The organism is Neobacillus sp. YX16 (assembly GCF_030123505.1).
Lineage (GTDB): Bacteria > Bacillota > Bacilli > Bacillales > Cytobacillaceae > Neobacillus.
The window spans coordinates 12,501-30,000 of sequence record NZ_CP126115.1; the positions used below are offsets into that span (position 1 = coordinate 12,501).

15 protein-coding genes, 1 tRNA gene, 2 rRNA genes, 1 other RNA gene and 1 other annotated feature (2 of these 20 only partly in view) are annotated in these 17,500 nt (G+C 41.3%); of the genes, 15 read left to right on the plus strand and 4 right to left on the minus strand.

What is annotated here, in order from left to right:
* Both QNH48_RS00055 and rrf read left to right on the plus strand, forming a co-directional pair.
* Positions 1-1,816, plus strand: a 23S ribosomal RNA gene (locus tag QNH48_RS00055) (it extends 1,122 nt beyond the left edge of the window).
* Between the two features lie 80 nt (positions 1,817-1,896).
* Positions 1,897-2,012, plus strand: a 5S ribosomal RNA gene (gene rrf, locus QNH48_RS00060).
* A gap of 274 nt (positions 2,013-2,286) precedes the next feature.
* Here the strand turns inward: rrf and QNH48_RS00065 are convergent.
* The gene (locus QNH48_RS00065; RefSeq protein WP_283953315.1) at positions 2,287-3,228 is read right to left on the minus strand and encodes a YaaC family protein; all 942 of its coding nucleotides are present in this window, start codon (positions 3,226-3,228) and stop codon (positions 2,287-2,289) included.
* 108 nt (positions 3,229-3,336) lie between these two features.
* Between QNH48_RS00065 and guaB the strand changes: the two genes are divergently transcribed.
* From guaB to QNH48_RS00095, 6 genes are all read left to right on the plus strand, one after another.
* A complete protein-coding gene (gene guaB, locus QNH48_RS00070) occupies positions 3,337-4,803 on the plus strand; it encodes an IMP dehydrogenase (protein ID WP_283953316.1) in 1,467 nt (488 codons plus the stop codon).
* 175 nt (positions 4,804-4,978) lie between these two features.
* Positions 4,979-6,313, plus strand: a complete 1,335-nt coding sequence (locus QNH48_RS00075) for a D-alanyl-D-alanine carboxypeptidase family protein (protein WP_481858476.1) — start codon at positions 4,979-4,981, stop codon at positions 6,311-6,313.
* A gap of 172 nt (positions 6,314-6,485) precedes the next feature.
* Positions 6,486-7,367: a pyridoxal 5'-phosphate synthase lyase subunit PdxS gene (gene pdxS, locus QNH48_RS00080; RefSeq protein WP_095251914.1), complete on the plus strand. Its 882-nt coding sequence runs from the start codon at positions 6,486-6,488 to the stop codon at positions 7,365-7,367.
* Between the two features lie 7 nt (positions 7,368-7,374).
* A complete protein-coding gene (pdxT, locus tag QNH48_RS00085) occupies positions 7,375-7,959 on the plus strand; it encodes a pyridoxal 5'-phosphate synthase glutaminase subunit PdxT (RefSeq protein WP_283955636.1) in 585 nt (194 codons plus the stop codon).
* Positions 7,960-8,010: 51 nt separating this feature from the next.
* Positions 8,011-8,235, plus strand: a binding site (T-box leader).
* Positions 8,236-8,358: 123 nt separating this feature from the next.
* Entirely contained in the window at positions 8,359-9,639 is a 1,281-nt protein-coding gene (serS, locus tag QNH48_RS00090) for a serine--tRNA ligase (protein WP_095251912.1), read from the plus strand.
* Between the two features lie 71 nt (positions 9,640-9,710).
* Positions 9,711-9,803: transfer RNA gene (locus QNH48_RS00095), tRNA-Ser, on the plus strand.
* 410 nt (positions 9,804-10,213) lie between these two features.
* On the opposite strand, the gene QNH48_RS00100 is transcribed toward QNH48_RS00095, so the two are convergent.
* The 3 genes from QNH48_RS00100 to QNH48_RS00110 form a co-directional block, all read right to left on the minus strand.
* On the minus strand, positions 10,214-10,909 hold the full coding sequence (locus QNH48_RS00100) for a deoxynucleoside kinase (RefSeq protein ID WP_283953318.1): 696 nt from the start codon (positions 10,907-10,909) through the stop codon (positions 10,214-10,216).
* Positions 10,910-10,925: 16 nt separating this feature from the next.
* The gene (locus tag QNH48_RS00105) at positions 10,926-11,573 is read right to left on the minus strand and encodes a deoxynucleoside kinase (protein ID WP_283953319.1); all 648 of its coding nucleotides are present in this window, start codon (positions 11,571-11,573) and stop codon (positions 10,926-10,928) included.
* A gap of 208 nt (positions 11,574-11,781) precedes the next feature.
* Entirely contained in the window at positions 11,782-13,068 is a 1,287-nt protein-coding gene (locus tag QNH48_RS00110; RefSeq protein ID WP_283953320.1) for a glycoside hydrolase family 18 protein, read from the minus strand.
* A 126-nt stretch (positions 13,069-13,194) separates the two neighbouring features.
* On the opposite strand from QNH48_RS00110, the gene tadA reads away from it, so the two are divergent.
* From tadA to QNH48_RS00145, 7 genes are all read left to right on the plus strand, one after another.
* Positions 13,195-13,713: a tRNA adenosine(34) deaminase TadA gene (gene tadA / locus QNH48_RS00115; RefSeq protein ID WP_283953321.1), complete on the plus strand. Its 519-nt coding sequence runs from the start codon at positions 13,195-13,197 to the stop codon at positions 13,711-13,713.
* Between the two features lie 68 nt (positions 13,714-13,781).
* Positions 13,782-14,047, plus strand: an RNA gene (gene ffs, locus QNH48_RS00120) — signal recognition particle sRNA large type.
* Between the two features lie 131 nt (positions 14,048-14,178).
* Positions 14,179-15,867, plus strand: a complete 1,689-nt coding sequence (dnaX, locus tag QNH48_RS00125) for a DNA polymerase III subunit gamma/tau (protein WP_283953322.1) — start codon at positions 14,179-14,181, stop codon at positions 15,865-15,867.
* A gap of 22 nt (positions 15,868-15,889) precedes the next feature.
* The gene (locus tag QNH48_RS00130; protein ID WP_045519285.1) at positions 15,890-16,207 is read left to right on the plus strand and encodes a YbaB/EbfC family nucleoid-associated protein; all 318 of its coding nucleotides are present in this window, start codon (positions 15,890-15,892) and stop codon (positions 16,205-16,207) included.
* Between the two features lie 68 nt (positions 16,208-16,275).
* Positions 16,276-16,872: a recombination mediator RecR gene (recR, locus tag QNH48_RS00135; protein ID WP_095251906.1), complete on the plus strand. Its 597-nt coding sequence runs from the start codon at positions 16,276-16,278 to the stop codon at positions 16,870-16,872.
* A gap of 83 nt (positions 16,873-16,955) precedes the next feature.
* Positions 16,956-17,174 (plus strand): YaaL family protein, encoded by a 219-nt coding sequence (locus QNH48_RS00140; RefSeq protein WP_133372088.1) that lies wholly within the window; start codon positions 16,956-16,958, stop codon positions 17,172-17,174.
* A gap of 85 nt (positions 17,175-17,259) precedes the next feature.
* Positions 17,260-17,500 carry the 5' portion of a pro-sigmaK processing inhibitor BofA family protein gene (locus tag QNH48_RS00145; protein ID WP_095251904.1) on the plus strand. It continues 23 nt past the right edge of the window, so the window shows 241 of its 264 coding nt (coding positions 1-241); it begins with the start codon at positions 17,260-17,262; its stop codon lies beyond the right edge, outside the window.

The following is a 17,500-nucleotide window of genomic DNA, read 5'->3' on the forward strand; positions in this document are numbered from 1 at the left end:
GCCACCATTTAAAGAGTGCGTAATAGCTCACTGGTCGAGTGACTCTGCGCCGAAAATGTACCGGGGCTAAACGTAACACCGAAGCTGTGGATTGACACCGTATGGTGTCAGTGGTAGGAGAGCGTTCTAAGGGCGTTGAAGCTAGACCGTAAGGACTGGTGGAGCGCTTAGAAGTGAGAATGCCGGTATGAGTAGCGAAAGACGGGTGAGAATCCCGTCCACCGTATGCCTAAGGTTTCCTGAGGAAGGCTCGTCCTCTCAGGGTTAGTCGGGACCTAAGCCGAGGCCGAAAGGCGTAGGCGATGGACAACAGGTTGATATTCCTGTACCACCTCTTTATCGTTTGAGTGATGGGGGGACGCAGGAGGATAGGGTAAGCGCGCTGTTGGATATGCGCGTCCAAGCAGTTAGGCTGGTAAGCAGGAAAATCCGCTTACCGTAAAGGCTGAGCTGTGATGGCGAGGGAAATATAGTACCGAAGTTCCTGATTCCACACTGCCAAGAAAAGCCTCTAGCGAGATAAAAGGTGCCCGTACCGCAAACCGACACAGGTAGGCGAGGAGAGAATCCTAAGGTGTGCGAGAGAACTCTCGTTAAGGAACTCGGCAAAATGACCCCGTAACTTCGGGAGAAGGGGTGCTTTTTGAGGTGAATAGCCTCGAAGAGCCGCAGTGAATAGGCCCAGGCGACTGTTTAGCAAAAACACAGGTCTCTGCGAAGCCGCAAGGCGAAGTATAGGGGCTGACGCCTGCCCGGTGCTGGAAGGTTAAGAGGAGGGGTTAGCGCAAGCGAAGCTCTGAATCGAAGCCCCAGTAAACGGCGGCCGTAACTATAACGGTCCTAAGGTAGCGAAATTCCTTGTCGGGTAAGTTCCGACCCGCACGAAAGGCGTAACGATCTGGGCACTGTCTCAACGAGAGACTCGGTGAAATTATAGTACCTGTGAAGATGCAGGTTACCCGCGACAGGACGGAAAGACCCCGTGGAGCTTTACTGTAGCCTGATATTGAATTTTGGTACAGCTTGTACAGGATAGGTAGGAGCCTGAGAAACCGGAGCGCTAGCTTCGGTGGAGGCGTCGGTGGGATACTACCCTGGCTGTATTGAAATTCTAACCCGCACCCCTTATCGGGGTGGGAGACAGTGTCAGGTGGGCAGTTTGACTGGGGCGGTCGCCTCCTAAAGAGTAACGGAGGCGCCCAAAGGTTCCCTCAGAATGGTTGGAAATCATTCGCAGAGTGTAAAGGCACAAGGGAGCTTGACTGCGAGACCTACAAGTCGAGCAGGGACGAAAGTCGGGCTTAGTGATCCGGTGGTTCCGCATGGAAGGGCCATCGCTCAACGGATAAAAGCTACCCCGGGGATAACAGGCTTATCTCCCCCAAGAGTCCACATCGACGGGGAGGTTTGGCACCTCGATGTCGGCTCATCGCATCCTGGGGCTGTAGTCGGTCCCAAGGGTTGGGCTGTTCGCCCATTAAAGCGGTACGCGAGCTGGGTTCAGAACGTCGTGAGACAGTTCGGTCCCTATCCGTCGTGGGCGCAGGAAATTTGAGAGGAGCTGTCCTTAGTACGAGAGGACCGGGATGGACGCACCGCTGGTGTACCAGTTGTCTTGCCAAAGGCATCGCTGGGTAGCTATGTGCGGACGGGATAAGTGCTGAAAGCATCTAAGCATGAAGCCCCCCTCAAGATGAGATTTCCCATAGCGTCAAGCTAGTAAGAACCCTGAAAGATGATCAGGTTGATAGGTCAGAGGTGGAAGCGTGGTAACATGTGGAGCTGACTGATACTAATCGTTCGAGGACTTAACCAATTTATAAAGGCGAACTCGTTTTACAAACTTCTTCTGAAATTATCTAGTTTTGAGGGAATGAAACCTCAACTCTTTTTGAGTCTGGTAATAATGGCGAGAAGGTCACACCCGTTCCCATACCGAACACGGAAGTTAAGCTTCTCAGCGCCGATGGTAGTTGGGACTTTGTCCCTGTGAGAGTAGGACGTTGCCAGGCAAACGAAGCACAACCTGATTAGGGTTGTGCTTTTTTGTATTGTCCCAAAGGACATTAGGTTGTAAATAAAATAATGGTTCGAGATTCGTGCCCCCACTGCGGTACTTCTAAAGAAAACGGTAACGAATAGGAGTTATTCGTGCCCGCGCGGCGACACTTTTCGAGAAAACGGTAACGTATAGGAGTTATTCATGCCCGGACAACGATATTTTTAAAGATAACGGTAACGAATAGCCTAGAACAATCCCCACGAAGTAACCTTTTCCTAAAAATATTAACTCATCAAGTACTCATATATCAAAAACGGTCCTTTATGCAGCGTAATCTCCAAGAAGGTTTTAATAAAGGGATAATCACGATTTGGCATCATTTTTGTTAGCTCACTCCACCATTCTGTTTCATATCTTGCGATCATACTTAAATTATAAAGCAAGAGATAATGGACCATCAGCTCTGGGAAAACAAATAAATTTTCCTTCTTCAGCGGCAGTGCAAAGGAACTGCTTTCTAGATTAAATTTAATCGGTGAAATCCCAGTAAACGTACTTTTGTTGAATTGAAACAAAAGTCCTTCATTTGAAAACTCAATCTGATTTCCTGATTTTGATGTAAGAAACTCCTTTAATCTATCTTCGGTCATATGATAGTGATCCAATATCTTTTCTGGTACTGCCAGTTGCCCATTCAGAGTATATATGGGTGTAAAAGTGCTTTTGGACTCATGTACCAAAAATAGTTCATCTAATTCAGGAATGAGCTCTAGGAGCTCCTCCATCGTAATTTTATCCCCTTCCAATTGTTTCATATGAAACATTTTCTCTGACATAAATGGAAAAAGTCCGTTCTTTTGAAACTTCACTTCATCTTGGAAAAATTGGTAATTCTGTTTTTTTCTTTTTCTAGTTGAGACTCCATGAGCTAAAACAGATGTCGTTTCTGGATATGCCGGGTCTATCGTTAATATACATGCTTTTATTAAATGTACGAAACCGTAAAAAAGTAGGATGGGTTTTAGGATAAGCGGTGCATTTTCTGCCTGTTGATAATAAATTTGCCCATGCTCGAGATAATAGAGAAAGGCATAGCAGTTTTCATAGCTTTTTTGTTCAGGGTTATCGATATTCCACTTTTTATATTTGTTTTTTAAATAGGTCTGGCAATGCTCTGCAGAAAAAAAACTTGCATAGCTTTTCCATCCTTTAAAGTCTGATGCCAATGGTAATCACCTTTTTTCAGAAAAGTTTGACTAAATCGTTCTCCTTGACAGTATTTTGTCCAATTGATAACCTACAATTAAAAAATTTTTTCCTGGAGGCCATAAAAGATGTGGGAGAGTAAATTTGCTAAAGAAGGTTTAACGTTTGACGATGTCCTATTAATTCCTGGTAAATCAGAAGTACTGCCGCGTGATGTAAATCTTCAAGTAGAGTTATCGCCTAAAGTAAAGCTAAATATCCCAATTATTAGTGCAGGGATGGATACCGTAACAGAAGCAGAAATGGCGATTTCTATGGCTCGCCAGGGTGGTCTTGGTATCATCCATAAAAATATGACGATTGAACAGCAGGCAGAACAGGTTGAAAAAGTTAAGAGGTCTGAGAGTGGTGTTATTACCGATCCATTTTACCTAACTCCAGAGCATCAGGTATATGATGCCGAGCATTTAATGGGCAAATATCGGATTTCAGGAGTGCCAATTGTGAATAATCTTGAGGAGCAGAGACTAGTAGGCATCATTACCAATCGTGACCTGCGTTTTATTCAAGATTACTCTTTTAAGATTTCTGATGTGATGACCAAGGAAAATCTTGTAACGGCTCCCGTAGGAACTACTCTAAAAGAGGCAGAGAAAATTCTTCAAAAATATAAAATAGAAAAGCTCCCGTTAGTAGACAATCAAGGTGTGTTGAAGGGGTTAATTACCATTAAGGATATTGAAAAGGTAATTGAGTTTCCAAATTCAGCAAAAGATACGCAGGGTCGCTTATTAGCTGGTGCAGCAGTTGGAGTAACAAAGGATACGATGCTGCGGATTGAAAAGCTGGTAAAGGCTAATGTGGATGTTATAGTCGTAGATACAGCTCATGGTCATTCAAAGGGCGTTCTTGATACCGTTAAGGAGATAAGAGGTCAATATCCTGATTTAACTATAGTTGCAGGGAATGTGGCTACAGGAGAAGCAACTGCGGCATTGATTGAAGCAGGAGCGGATGTCGTTAAGGTTGGAATTGGACCAGGCTCCATTTGTACGACACGTGTAGTGGCAGGTGTAGGCGTGCCGCAAATCACGGCTGTTTATGACTGTGCTACAGAGGCTAGAAAATATGGCAAGTCTATCATTGCAGACGGCGGCATTAAATATTCAGGCGATATCGTGAAGGCACTTGCAGCAGGCGGTCATGCTGTTATGCTGGGAAGCATGCTTGCAGGAGTAACCGAAAGCCCTGGAGAGACAGAAATTTTCCAAGGACGCCGCTTTAAGGTATATCGTGGTATGGGTTCAGTAGCAGCAATGGAAAAGGGTTCAAAGGATCGTTATTTCCAGGAGGATAATAAGAAGTTTGTTCCTGAAGGAATCGAAGGGCGCTTACCTTATAAAGGACCATTAGCTGAAACCATTTACCAATTAATCGGCGGTTTACGTTCCGGCATGGGCTATTGTGGAACAAAGGACCTAGAAGAATTAAGAAATAATGCTCAATTTGTTAAAATGTCAGGGGCAGGACTCCGTGAAAGTCATCCTCATGATGTTCAAATTACAAAAGAGGCACCAAATTACTCATTGTCTTAATGAAAAAACAGAGAAGCACTGCCTTCTCTGTCTTTTTTTTGTAAAAAGATAGTCCTATCCTCTGTCTATGATTTGAACCCCAGTTATGATAAAATAACCAAAGTGTAAAAAATCCTTGGAGGGTATTATTGTGAATAAACTTTTTTATCGAAAACTTATCGCCAGTTCCTTGGCAATGATCATGATTTTTAGCCTTTTTGCAGGCATAAATAAAGCAGAGGCAGAAACTGTAGGATTAGATGTTAATGCATCTGGAGCTATATTGGTTGATGCAGATACGGGCATGATACTATACGAAAAGAATTCCGAAACCGCTCTGGGAATTGCAAGTATGACTAAAATGATGACAGAGTACTTACTTTTAGAAGCAGTAAAAGAAGGGAAAGTGAAGTGGAATCAAGAGTACATGGTTTCCCCTGAACTTTCTAAAATGTCGCATGACAATAGTTTAAGTAATGTTTTTCTACGAGTTGAAGCAAAGTATAAGGTAGAAGATTTGTATGCGGCAATGGCCATTGAATCTGCCAATGCTGCTACAATGGCCATTGCTGAAATTATTGGGGGATCTGAAGCAAAATTTGTAGAAATGATGAATAATAAGGCAGCAGAGCTTGGTTTAAAGACGTATAAATTTGTAAACTCTTCAGGTTTAAATAATCGTGATATTTTAAAGCACTTTCCTGAAATAGTGGGTGACCCTGATGAGGAAAACATCATGTCTGCAAAGGATGTTGCGTCCTTAGCATCCCATTTATTACATGACTTCCCAGAGGTACTGAAAACGTCCAGCGTACCAGAAAAGATTTTTGCAAAGGGTACGGAAGATGAATTTGTAATGGACAACTGGAACTGGATGTTAGAAGGATACGAAGAACTTGCAGCGGATTATCCAAATTATCAACAATTTGTTTATGATGGTTTGGATGGTTTAAAAACGGGCTCCACTCCTTTTGCAGGTTATAATTTTACGGGAACAGCGATTAGAGATGGGCAACGCTTTATATCTGTTGTTATGAATACAGGTTCCCAATCCGAACGATTCAAAGAAACAAGAAAGATTCTAGATTTCGCTTTTAATAATTTTAAAAAAGAAGAAATTATTCCAAAGAACTATCAGGTTAAGGGCAAAAAGACTTTACCTGTAATTAAGGGTAAAGAAGATCAAGTGAAAATTTATACAAAAGATGCTGTTAACATGGTTGTAAAGAACGGGGAAAAGGATAATTTCAAAACCGTTTTAACACTCGATAAAAAGAAGGTTAATAAACAAGGCGAACTTACGGCACCTATTAAAAAGGGTGAAAAGGTTGGAACTTTATCCATTCAATCTAAAGAGGCTGAAAGTTTAGGGTTTTTAACAGATAAAGGGCAGAACAATATTACCGTTGATGTCATTGCAGCTGAGGATGTTGAGAAGGCAAATTGGTTCGTTCTAATGTTGAGGGGAATCGGCGGATTCTTTGGAGACCTTTGGGGAGGCATCTCTTCCACGGTTAAAGGTTGGTTTTAAGTTAAAGGAAATAATTAGCAAAAGGATTCTTGTCTTGACAGGAGTCCTTTTTTGTTGCTTTAATGATTTTAAGGGAAGATTCTAATTCCGAACGAATTAACAGTATTTCCTAATTTTATACGTTAATTTTTTGCAATATTAATAAAAGTAAAACAACCAAGGGGGATTTAACATGAAAACAGGTACAGATCGAGTTAAACGCGGAATGGCCGAAATGCAAAAAGGCGGCGTCATCATGGACGTTGTTAATGCAGAGCAGGCAAGAATTGCTGAAGAGGCTGGTGCGGTTGCGGTAATGGCTCTAGAGCGTGTACCATCTGACATCCGTGCAGCAGGCGGTGTTGCCAGAATGGCTGACCCTAGAATTATTGAAGAAGTACTAAATTCAGTATCAATCCCTGTAATGGCGAAGGCAAGAATTGGCCATATTGTTGAAGCACGTGTCCTAGAAGCAATGGGGGTAGACTATATTGATGAAAGTGAAGTTTTAACCCCAGCGGATGAAGAGTACCATTTATATAAAAGTGATTTTACCGTTCCATTTGTTTGCGGCTGCCGTGACCTTGGTGAGGCTGCCCGCAGGATTGGTGAAGGAGCTTCTATGCTTCGTACGAAAGGTGAGCCTGGAACAGGTAATATCGTTGAAGCCGTTCGCCATATGCGCAAAGTAAACGGTCAGGTTCGTAAAGTAGTAGGAATGAATGAAGATGAGCTTATGACAGAAGCAAAGCTATTAGGAGCACCATTTGAATTACTTCTTGAAATTAAGCGTCTTGGCCGCCTTCCAGTGGTTAACTTTGCGGCTGGCGGAATTGCAACTCCTGCTGATGCAGCATTGATGATGCAGTTAGGTGCAGACGGAGTATTCGTAGGTTCAGGAATTTTTAAATCAGAGAATCCAGCAAAGTTTGCAAGAGCGATTGTGGAAGCTACAACTCATTACCAAGACTACAAATTGATTGCAGAGCTTTCTAAGGACTTAGGAGCACCAATGAAAGGTATCGAAATTTCATCCTTGGCTCCTGAAGCTCGCATGCAAGATAGAGGCTGGTAAGATCATGGTGAAAATAGGGGTACTTGCTTTACAGGGGGCTGTTCGTGAACATATTCGCTCTATTGAGGAATGTGGGGTCGAAGCTGTTGCCATTAAGCGAAAAGAAGAATTAAAAGGAATTGATGGCTTGATCCTTCCCGGTGGTGAAAGCACTGCGATGCGCCGCTTGATTGATAAATATGATTTCATGGATGCACTTAAGGAATTTGCTGCTGAAGGTAAACCGATGTTCGGTACATGTGCAGGTCTTATTCTATTAGCGAAAAACCTAGTTGGTCATGAACCTCATATTGGTGTGATGGACATTACGGTTGAACGCAATTCTTTTGGCCGCCAAGTCGATAGCTTTGAGGCAGACCTTGCGATCAAGGATGTGGCTGACAGCTTCCCTGCAGTCTTTATCCGTGCACCTCATATCGTTGAAGCTGGTTCAGAAGTAGAAATTCTTTCAAAGCACAATGACCGCATTGTGGCCGCACGTGAAGGTCAATACCTTGGCTGCTCGTTCCATCCAGAATTAACAGATAAGCATGAGCTTACGGCTTACTTTGTTGATATGGTAAAGGAAGCAAAAGCAAAACAATTGGTATAATTTGATTGCATTTGGTGGATAATTATAGTAAATTTTTAATAAATAAATAAAGTTAAAGCAATGAGAGGAACTAGTAACAAGAAGTTCAATCTATAGAGAGCCGGTGGCTGGTGTGAATCGGTGTTTGAAGCTTGTGAATCCATCCTCGAGCAAAGGTGCGAAAACACCCTACATGGGTCAGTAAGTACTTTCGGTAAAAACCGTTAATTTTTTTCAAGGTGGACAGACTAATAGCTGTCAACCAGGGTGGTAACGCGGGTAACTCTCGTCCCTGTTTTTGGGGACGGGAGTTTTTTGTATTTATTTATTGAACCTAGCTGCAGCGCCTAGGAAAAAAAGAACTTCTTTTTTCCCTGTGCAAGGCGCTTACGCTTTATTATTTAGTTAGGAGTGGGAAAGATGTTAGATATTAAAGTATTACGAGCTAATTTTGCAGAGGTTAAGGAAAAACTTCAACACCGCGGGGAGGACCTAACAGACCTTGGTAAATTTGAGGACTTAGATCAGCGCAGACGTGATTTAATTGTTGAGGCTGAGCAGTTAAAAAGCAAACGGAACGAGGTTTCCCAGCAGGTAGCTGCTTTAAAGCGTGAGAAGGCCGATGCTGACCATCTTATTTTGGAAATGCGTGAGGTCGGTGATAGAATTAAAGTATTGGATGAGGAGCTCCGCAGTGTCGAGGAAACGCTTGATTTGTTGTTAATGAGCATTCCGAATATTCCCCATGAAAGTGTTCCAGTTGGTGAAACAGAGGATGAAAACGTAGAAATAAGAAAATGGGGACATGTTCGCGACTTTGACTTTGAAGCGAAGCCGCACTGGGACGTTGCGGACCATTTGGGGATTCTTGACTTTGAACGTGCGGGCAAAGTTACCGGCAGCCGTTTTGTTTTTTATAAAGGGCTTGGGGCTCGCTTAGAGCGTGCACTTATGAATTTTATGCTCGACCTGCATGTGGATGAGCATGGCTATAAAGAAATTTTACCGCCTTATATGGTTAACCGTGCAAGCATGACAGGTACAGGACAGCTGCCAAAATTCGAGGAAGATGCATTTTTAATTGAAAATGAAGATTACTTCTTAATTCCAACAGCAGAGGTGCCTGTCACCAATCTCCATCGTGATGAAATACTAAGCGGGAATGAACTTCCAATCCGCTTTGCGGCGTACAGTGCATGCTTCCGTTCTGAAGCTGGCTCTGCAGGGCGTGATACCCGCGGATTAATTCGTCAGCACCAATTTAACAAGGTGGAACTAGTGAAGTTTGTTAAGCCAGAGGATTCTTATGAGGAACTTGAGAAACTGACAAGTGATGCAGAGCGCGTCCTTCAATTACTCGAGTTACCATACCGTGTGTTGAGCATGTGTACCGGTGACCTCGGCTTTACGGCTGCCAAAAAGTACGATATTGAGGTATGGATTCCAAGCTATGGTACCTACCGTGAAATTTCTTCTTGCAGTAATTTCGAAGCTTTCCAAGCGCGTCGTGCCAATATTCGCTTCCGACGTGATCCAAAGGCAAAACCTGAACATGTTCATACCCTAAATGGATCTGGCTTGGCAATTGGAAGAACAGTCGCTGCTATCTTAGAAAATTACCAGCAGGAGGATGGCAGTGTGGTCATCCCGGAAGTGTTACGTCCGTATATGGGGAATAAAGAAGTTATTGTGCCAGAATAAAATAAAATAATTTTATTTAATAAAATGTTGACAGGTATAAATCATTATGTTATTCTATATCTTGTCAACACGGAGGAATACCCAAGTCTGGCTGAAGGGATCGGTCTTGAAAACCGACAGGCGGGTCATACCGCGCGGGGGTTCGAATCCCTCTTCCTCCTCCATTAATTTTAATTTTAATATAATCGCGCATAAAACTGGAGATAAAATCCGTCCCAAGCAATTGGGCGGATTTTTTTTATGTATTTTTTTAAAGTAGTGTCTGTGTTAAAGGAAACTGTTGATTATAGAACTATGTTGATTTGTGCGGAAGGCGCGAGACTCCTCGAAAATGCTATCACATTTTCTTCGTGCGTGGACGGATTCGAGGAAGTAATTCAATGTCCTGCAGGAGTACGAGACAGGAGAGACCCCGCTTATCTCTTAGCGCCGTGGAGGCTTCCCCGAAACGCCTCGGGACAGGCAGGGACCGCCTGTCCCTGCGTTGATTATTCGAAGAAGCATTCCTTAGTGGAGAACAAATCAACAGCCTACTTTAACACGGCCAAATAATAAAAAAGAAGCACATATTGGATTACCCAATATGTGCTTTTGTCATATTTAAAAGTTCCTTTAATCGCTCATCCACTTCACGACATACTCTTATCGCATCTTCTGGTCTTTTAACAACATCCGTATTGTCCATGTCAATAATCAAGACATCACTAGCATTATAATTATTAATAACCCACTCATCATAACCCTTCCAAACCTCAAAGTAATATTCTTTCAGTTCAGGGTTAATTTCAAAGCTTCTGCCTCGGGCCATAATACGATCAATTACCGTCTCAAAAGAGCCTTTTAAATAAACCATTAAATCAGGAGCCTTTTTAGGAAGTTCATTTAACTCTTCCATCATGTTTTCAACTAAATCTTCATATATTTTAAATTCGAGTTCAGATATTCTGCCTAGATTTTTATTTACATATGCAAAATACCAATCTTCATAAATAGAACGATCTTGAATCGTGTAAATAGGTTCTCTCCAACTCACACAATCTTTAACCGTTTTAAATCGTTTATTTAAGAAAAACAATTGTAAAAGGAAAGGAATTCTTCTTGCGTCTAATTCTTCAGGTGTTAATTCGTAATAGAGAGGAAGGATTGGATTATCATCAACAGCCTCATAAAAAACCTTACTCTCAATGCCGCTTTTTTGAAAATGTGCATTTAATGTATCAGCTACACTAGTTTTACCAAGACCTATCATACCACCAATAACGATACTCACTTACATCCCCCAATTCTCATACTGTGTTTGTCGTGCTGCTTTTTTTTAATGAGCCTATAAGCTTTTCAATAATAAAATTTAAATCATCTTCATTTTTAACAAAATCTAATTCATCACCATTAAAGCGCAGAACCGGAATTTCTGGATGTGTTTGCTCAAACCTCGTTATCGTTTGTTCGTAATCAATGGATAGCTGCTCTAAATATAAGGGACTGATATTTTTCTCTACTTCGCGTCCTCTTATTTTAATTCGCTTTAGAAGAGTATCTAGACTCGCATTGAGATAGATAATTACATTTGGCTTTGGCATGTCTTCTGTTAGGAGCTGATATATTTTATAGTATTTTTGATATTCATCGGGGTTTAAAGTCCTCTGGGCAAAAATTAAGTTCTTTAAAATATTGTAATCTGCTACAACAGCCTGACTTTTACTTAAGAAGTGGGTATTTATATCCCCTAATTGCTTATAGCGATTGCATAGGAAAAACATTTCCGTTTGGAAACTCCATTCCTCAATATTGTCATAAAACTTCCCCAAAAATGGATTTTCATCAACGATTTCTTTTAATAATGCAAAATGAAAATGATCTGAAATGGCTTTTGCGAGAGATGTCTTTCCTACACCAATCGGCCCTTCAACGGTTATAAAGGGAGTATACCCCATTGCATGTCCTCCTTCTCCAACTGCCTGTAATTTCTATGTTTAACCAGCAATATGCCGGAAGTACTAATTCGAATTTCACTAAAGGCACAAATAATATATTATCATAATCTCACGCAGGAAGGGATATGGAAATTATAGAAGAAAGTATTTTAATGTCGAATATATGAAAAAACTGCCGAATGACGGCAGTTTATGTTAAGAAATAATATTAACCTCTTTTGACCACATTGAAATTTTCAACAATTAACAGCCAATTTTGCGGAAACGCTAAGCCAAGCTTCCAATAACTCATACCTCGAATCTTTAACTCTTTAATCAAATTAAACTTTGCCTGAATGGAGCGGGCATCCTCAAACCAAACCTCATGCCGCTTGCCGTCTTCAGCAGTATATCGGAAAAAAGGAGCCTGTGCCTTTGTATCATACTGAATCGGAACTCTGTATCTAGCTGCAAGTTCAATTGCTTGTTGTGGACTAACTGCTTTTGCTACAGAGCCTTGAACAAATGGAAGTGTCCAGTCGTATCCATATAAGTTCTGTCCCATCATAATTTTATTCGGGGGCATTTCCGTTATCGCATATTCTAACACTCTTCGAACCTGATCAATGGGGGAAACGGCCATGGCAGGACCGCCACTGTAGCCCCACTCGTAGGTCATAATAACAACAAAATCAGCAATCTGACCGTGTGCCCGATAGTCATGGCCTTCATACCACTTTCCCTTTTGGGTGGCACTAGTTTTAGGGGCAAGAGCAGTTGACATTAACCAGCCCTCCCTTTGGAACCGTGCCTTTGCTTTTCGTAAAAATGCGTTATAGGCTTCCCGGTCTGCGGGCCGTAAAAATTCAAAATCAAAATGAATATCTCGAAACCCGTATTTCTTTGCAGTAGCCACAATATTATTTAAGAATCTATCTTGGATTGGGATATCATTAAGTAAAATACGGCCTAATTCATCGTTAAATTGGTCATTTTCTTGGTTATTGATGACCATCATTAAAACATTTCGATTGGCTCTCGCAATGGCTGGAAAATTATTTAATAAGGGTTCCTTTAAAGATCCATCACGAAGAGCTTGAAAGCTAAATGGTGCCAGGTAGGTTAAGTAGGGCGCTGCTTCCCGTGCACTGCTTTCTAAGATGGGGGCTACAGATGTACCACGGGGTTCTACATATGCATTAAACTCTGCTCTTCTTTTAGATGCCTGAGGAATATAAAGACGAAATCCAACATAGAGCTGCTGGTTTAATGAAATATGATTAACTGAAGCAATTTGTTGATAAGGCACGCCTGTTTTTTGTCCGATAGACCATAGACTGTCACCTGGCTGTACATAATAAAAACTGCCAACGATCGGAATCACCATTGCTTGACCGACGACAAGATTATTTGGATTAGGGATGTCATTTGCTTCAACAATATCATTAACCGTTGTGTTATATGTCCTGGCAATGGTTGTTAAGGATTCATTACTTTTCACAACATGAATTTGCATATTCTTCCCCTCCTAAGCAAGAACGCTACATCTATTCTATGATTGAAAGGTTTGATTCATGATATAATGGAAAAAATATCAATATTACGGTGGAAATGCTGAAGATAATGTAAGGCGGTAATCTCCATGACAATTGAAGAATTTACTGATGAATACTATATGAGAGAAGCTATTAAGGAAGCGAAGAAGGCAGAAGATTTACGAGAGGTGCCAATTGGAGCAATTCTCGTTATCGATGGAAAAATTATTTCCCGCGCACATAATTTACGTGAAAGTAAACAAAGTGCGGTTGCCCATGCTGAGCTCCTTGCGATTGAACAGGCATGTAAAGAAACAGGTTCATGGCGTCTGGAGAATGCACATCTATATGTCACTCTAGAGCCCTGTGCAATGTGCTCAGGAGCAATTATCCTATCAAGGGTCAGCAGAGTAGTTTTTGGTGCATCAGATCCAAAAGGAGGATGCGCAGGAACGTTTATGAATCTCCTGCAGGATGAACGGTTCAATCATCAAAGTGAAGTAAAGAGCGGTGTGCTGGAAGCAGAGTGCGGTCAGTTACTTTCTGACTTCTTTCGTAAGCTGCGAGAACAAAGGAAATTAGTAAAAAAACAGCCCTTACAGGAATTTACAATTGATAAAGATTGATTTTTTTGTTGAAAGTTAGTATACTAAAAAGGCGTCATATAAGGCGCCTAAAATTATTATCAACTTTGCCGTGCTAGGCGGGGAGGTAGCGGTGCCCTGTACTCGCAATCCGCTCTAGCGAGGCTGAATCCCTTCCCGAGGCTGGTATCCTGTAGGGTCCGCCTTAAGTAAGTGGTGTTGACGCCCGGGTCCTGCGCAATGGGAATCCATGAACCATGTCAGGTCCGGAAGGAAGCAGCATTAAGTGGAAGCTCCCATGTGCCGCAGGGTGGCCTGGGCCGAGCTAACTGCTTAAGCAGCGCCTATGGGTGCGAAGTCGACGGAAGGTGCACGGCAGTTTATAATGTAAAAGCAACTCATCTCATTGAAGAGATGAGTTTTTTTGTATTCTCCTAGAAAAATTGAAAAAATGAAAAGGGTTAAGTTATAATGGATAGGATAGAAACTTTGGAGGGGGCGATGTTTTTGGCTTATCAGGCTTTATATCGTGTTTGGCGTCCTCAGCAATTTATTGATGTAGTAGGACAAGAACATGTGACGAAAACATTGCAAAACGCCCTACTTCAACAAAAAATTTCCCATGCCTATTTATTTAATGGGCCGCGAGGAACTGGTAAAACAAGTGCAGCAAAAATATTGGCTAAAGCAGTAAATTGTGAACGAGCACCCGTTTCTGAACCCTGTAATGAATGTGCTGCCTGCAAGGGGATTACGAATGGAACGATATCTGATGTGCTAGAATTTGACGCAGCTTCCAACTCCAGAGTGGAAGAAATGCGGGATGTTCTAGATAAGGTAAAGTTCGCACCAACTTCTGTTCGCTACAAGGTCTATATAATTGATGAAGTACATATGCTATCGATTAGTGCCTTTAATGCCTTGTTAAAAACATTAGAAGAGCCGCCTCAGCATGTTATCTTCATTTTAGCTACGACTGAGCCTCACAAAATACCTCTGACCATTATTTCTAGATGTCAACGATTTGATTTTAGGCGGATTACAGCACAATCTATTGTAAATCGAATGAAGCTAATCGTCGAAGAAACTGGGGTTAATTGCGAAGAGGATGCTCTAAAAATGATTGCGAGGGCGGCTGAAGGCGGTATGCGTGACGCATTAAGTCTTTTGGACCAAGCTATTTCCTTTAGCCAAGAAAGTGTAACTGTTGAAGATGCTTTAACGGTAACGGGATCTGTTTCACAGGGTTTCTTAAACAAGCTTGCAAGGTCAGTTCTGGAAAAGGATGTAGCCAGCGGTTTAGAAGCCTTAGAGGAATTGTTATTTCATGGGAAGGATCCTTCAAGATTTATCGAGGATTTTATTTTATACTACCGAGATATGCTGCTGTATAAAACCGCACCAAATCTTGAAGAGTCATTAGATAGAGTCTTGTTAGATGAGGAGTTTCGACAAATTGCTGAGTCTGTTCCTTATGATCAGATTTACCAGCTCATTGAATTGTTAAATAAAACCCAACAGGATATGCGCTGGACCAACCATCCGAGAATCTTTTTAGAAGTTGCGATTGTTAAGCTGTGTCAAACAGAGGTAAAGCAGGTTGAGCAAATGCCTTCTGGACAAATGGCACAACTGTTTACCAAAATAGAACAGCTTGAGCATGAACTACAACAGTTAAAATCGAATGGACCAGCGGTTGTCCAGGATGCAGCAACACAGACTGCACAAAAGCCTGCACAAAGAAGTTCAAGAAAAGGATTTCAGCCTGCTGTTGGTAGAATAAATGAAGTATTAAAGAATGCAACCAAGAATGATTTAAATCAAATTAAAAGCAAATGGGGTGACATGAGAGGACGGTTAATGAAATCTCATGCAGCTTTATTGAATGAAGCAGAGCCTGCTGCGGCTTCAGCCGATGCTTTTATTTTAAAATTTAAACATGAAATTCATTGTCAAATGGCCATGGATAATAACCGTTTTATCGAAACGATTACGCTTGCTCTTCAAGAGCTAACAGGAAATAAGTATCTAGTGCTTGGTGTACCAGAAGAGCAATGGGTTTCGATTAGAGAAAATTTCTTAAGTACTCAGCATCACGTGGAAGGTGAAACTCTTGAGTCTAAACCAGAAGAAGAGCCGCATATTGCGGAAGCCAAAAACTTGTTCGGTGCTGAATTTGTTGAAATAATTGACTAATTAATTGGAGGTTGAAGGAAATATGCGTGGTGGAATGGGTAATATGCAAAATATGATGAAGCAAATGCAAAAAATGCAAAAGAAAATGGCTGAGGCACAAGAAGAATTAGGACAACAGAAGATTGAAGGAACAGCTGGGGGCGGCATGGTAACTGTCATTGTAACAGGACATAAAGAAGTGGTAGACGTACAAATTAAACCTGAAGCTGTAGATCCTGACGACATCGAAATGCTTCAAGATCTTGTTTTAGCAGCAACAAACGATGCTTTAAAGAAGGTTGAAGAGCTCACAAACAATACGATGGGTCAATTTACAAAAGGAATGAATCTTCCATTTTAATTAATGATGATCAAGCATATGCGCCTTTTAAAGGCGCATATGCTTTTCTAGGAGAGGAATAATAACGAATGCATTATCCAGAACCGATTTCTAAGTTGATTGACAGTTTCATGAAACTGCCTGGTATCGGACCCAAAACTGCTGGTCGTTTGGCCTTTTATGTTTTAAGTATGAAGGAAGATACTGTGCTGGATTTTGCTAAAGCACTTGTAAATGCCAAACGAAATTTAACCTATTGTTCTGTCTGTGGTCATATTACAGATCAGGATCCATGCTATATATGTGAAGACCAACGCCGAGATAAGAGTACAATTTGTGTTGTTCAAGATCCAAAGGATGTTATTGCGATGGAAAAAATGAAGGAATTCAGTGGTAAGTACCATGTTCTGCATGGTGCAATTTCACCTATGGATGGAATAGGTCCGGAGGATATTAATATTCCTGACCTCCTAAAGCGTCTTCATGATGAAACCGTACAGGAAGTGATATTAGCGACGAATCCAAATATTGAGGGAGAGGCAACGGCGATGTATATTTCTCGTTTGCTTAAACCATCAGGCATAAAAATCACAAGGATTGCTCACGGACTTCCTGTTGGAGGAGACCTAGAATACGCAGACGAAGTTACTCTATCTAAAGCTCTCGAGGGAAGAAGAGAAATTTAAACCGAAAAGCAAAAGTGCCTTGGGAAAAAAGCAGTTCATTTTTTCCTAGGCGCTGCAGCTAGATAAGTATCGGGGGAATAACGATGTTTTTTAAGCGTAAAGGATGGCTGCGGAAAGAGTTTGATGGAAAACTTTTAACTCAGTTACAGGAGTATAAAGAACATTGGCAGGAGCAAAAACAATTGTTAGATAAAAGTTTTGATCCTTCGGAGGAAGCGATTTGTCAGACAAAAATTGCCCAAGCAAAGTACTTCTTTCTATTAAAAGAAGCAAAAGACAGAAATGTAAGTATTAAAAGGTGAATATAAAGCTATTCCTATTTCAAGGTCTAATTTTTATAACTTGTACATATATTGTTATAAAAAGAGTTGAAGGGGGATAGCTTTTTTGGAACCAATTATAATCATTTCGATATTAGGCGGGCTCGTACTTATTCTTTTGTTTTCTGGAGCTCCTTTTAAGCCAGCAAGATTTATTGGTCAAGCAGTTGTCAAATTATTAATTGGAGCACTGCTATTATTCTTCTTAAATACAGCGGGTAATAGTTTTGGTATTCATGTGCCTATTAATTTTGCAACATCAGCTGTATCAGGCTTTCTTGGAATTCCAGGATTAGTGGCCCTGGCTG

Excerpts from the sequence above, each read along its gene's own strand:
- tadA (WP_283953321.1), top strand. The coding sequence starts at position 13,195 with ATGACAATTGAAGAATTTACTGATGAATACTATATGAGAGAAGCTATT.
- pdxS (WP_095251914.1), top strand. The coding sequence starts at position 6,486 with ATGAAAACAGGTACAGATCGAGTTAAACGCGGAATGGCCGAAATGCAA.
- recR (WP_095251906.1), top strand. The coding sequence starts at position 16,276 with ATGCATTATCCAGAACCGATTTCTAAGTTGATTGACAGTTTCATGAAA.
- QNH48_RS00105 (WP_283953319.1), bottom strand. The coding sequence starts at position 11,573 with ATGGGGTATACTCCCTTTATAACCGTTGAAGGGCCGATTGGTGTAGGA.
- QNH48_RS00130 (WP_045519285.1), top strand. The coding sequence starts at position 15,890 with ATGCGTGGTGGAATGGGTAATATGCAAAATATGATGAAGCAAATGCAA.
- serS (WP_095251912.1), top strand. The coding sequence starts at position 8,359 with ATGTTAGATATTAAAGTATTACGAGCTAATTTTGCAGAGGTTAAGGAA.
- guaB (WP_283953316.1), top strand. The coding sequence starts at position 3,337 with ATGTGGGAGAGTAAATTTGCTAAAGAAGGTTTAACGTTTGACGATGTC.
- QNH48_RS00110 (WP_283953320.1), bottom strand. The coding sequence starts at position 13,068 with ATGCAAATTCATGTTGTGAAAAGTAATGAATCCTTAACAACCATTGCC.
- QNH48_RS00140 (WP_133372088.1), top strand. The coding sequence starts at position 16,956 with ATGTTTTTTAAGCGTAAAGGATGGCTGCGGAAAGAGTTTGATGGAAAA.
- QNH48_RS00075 (WP_481858476.1), top strand. The coding sequence starts at position 4,979 with ATGATCATGATTTTTAGCCTTTTTGCAGGCATAAATAAAGCAGAGGCA.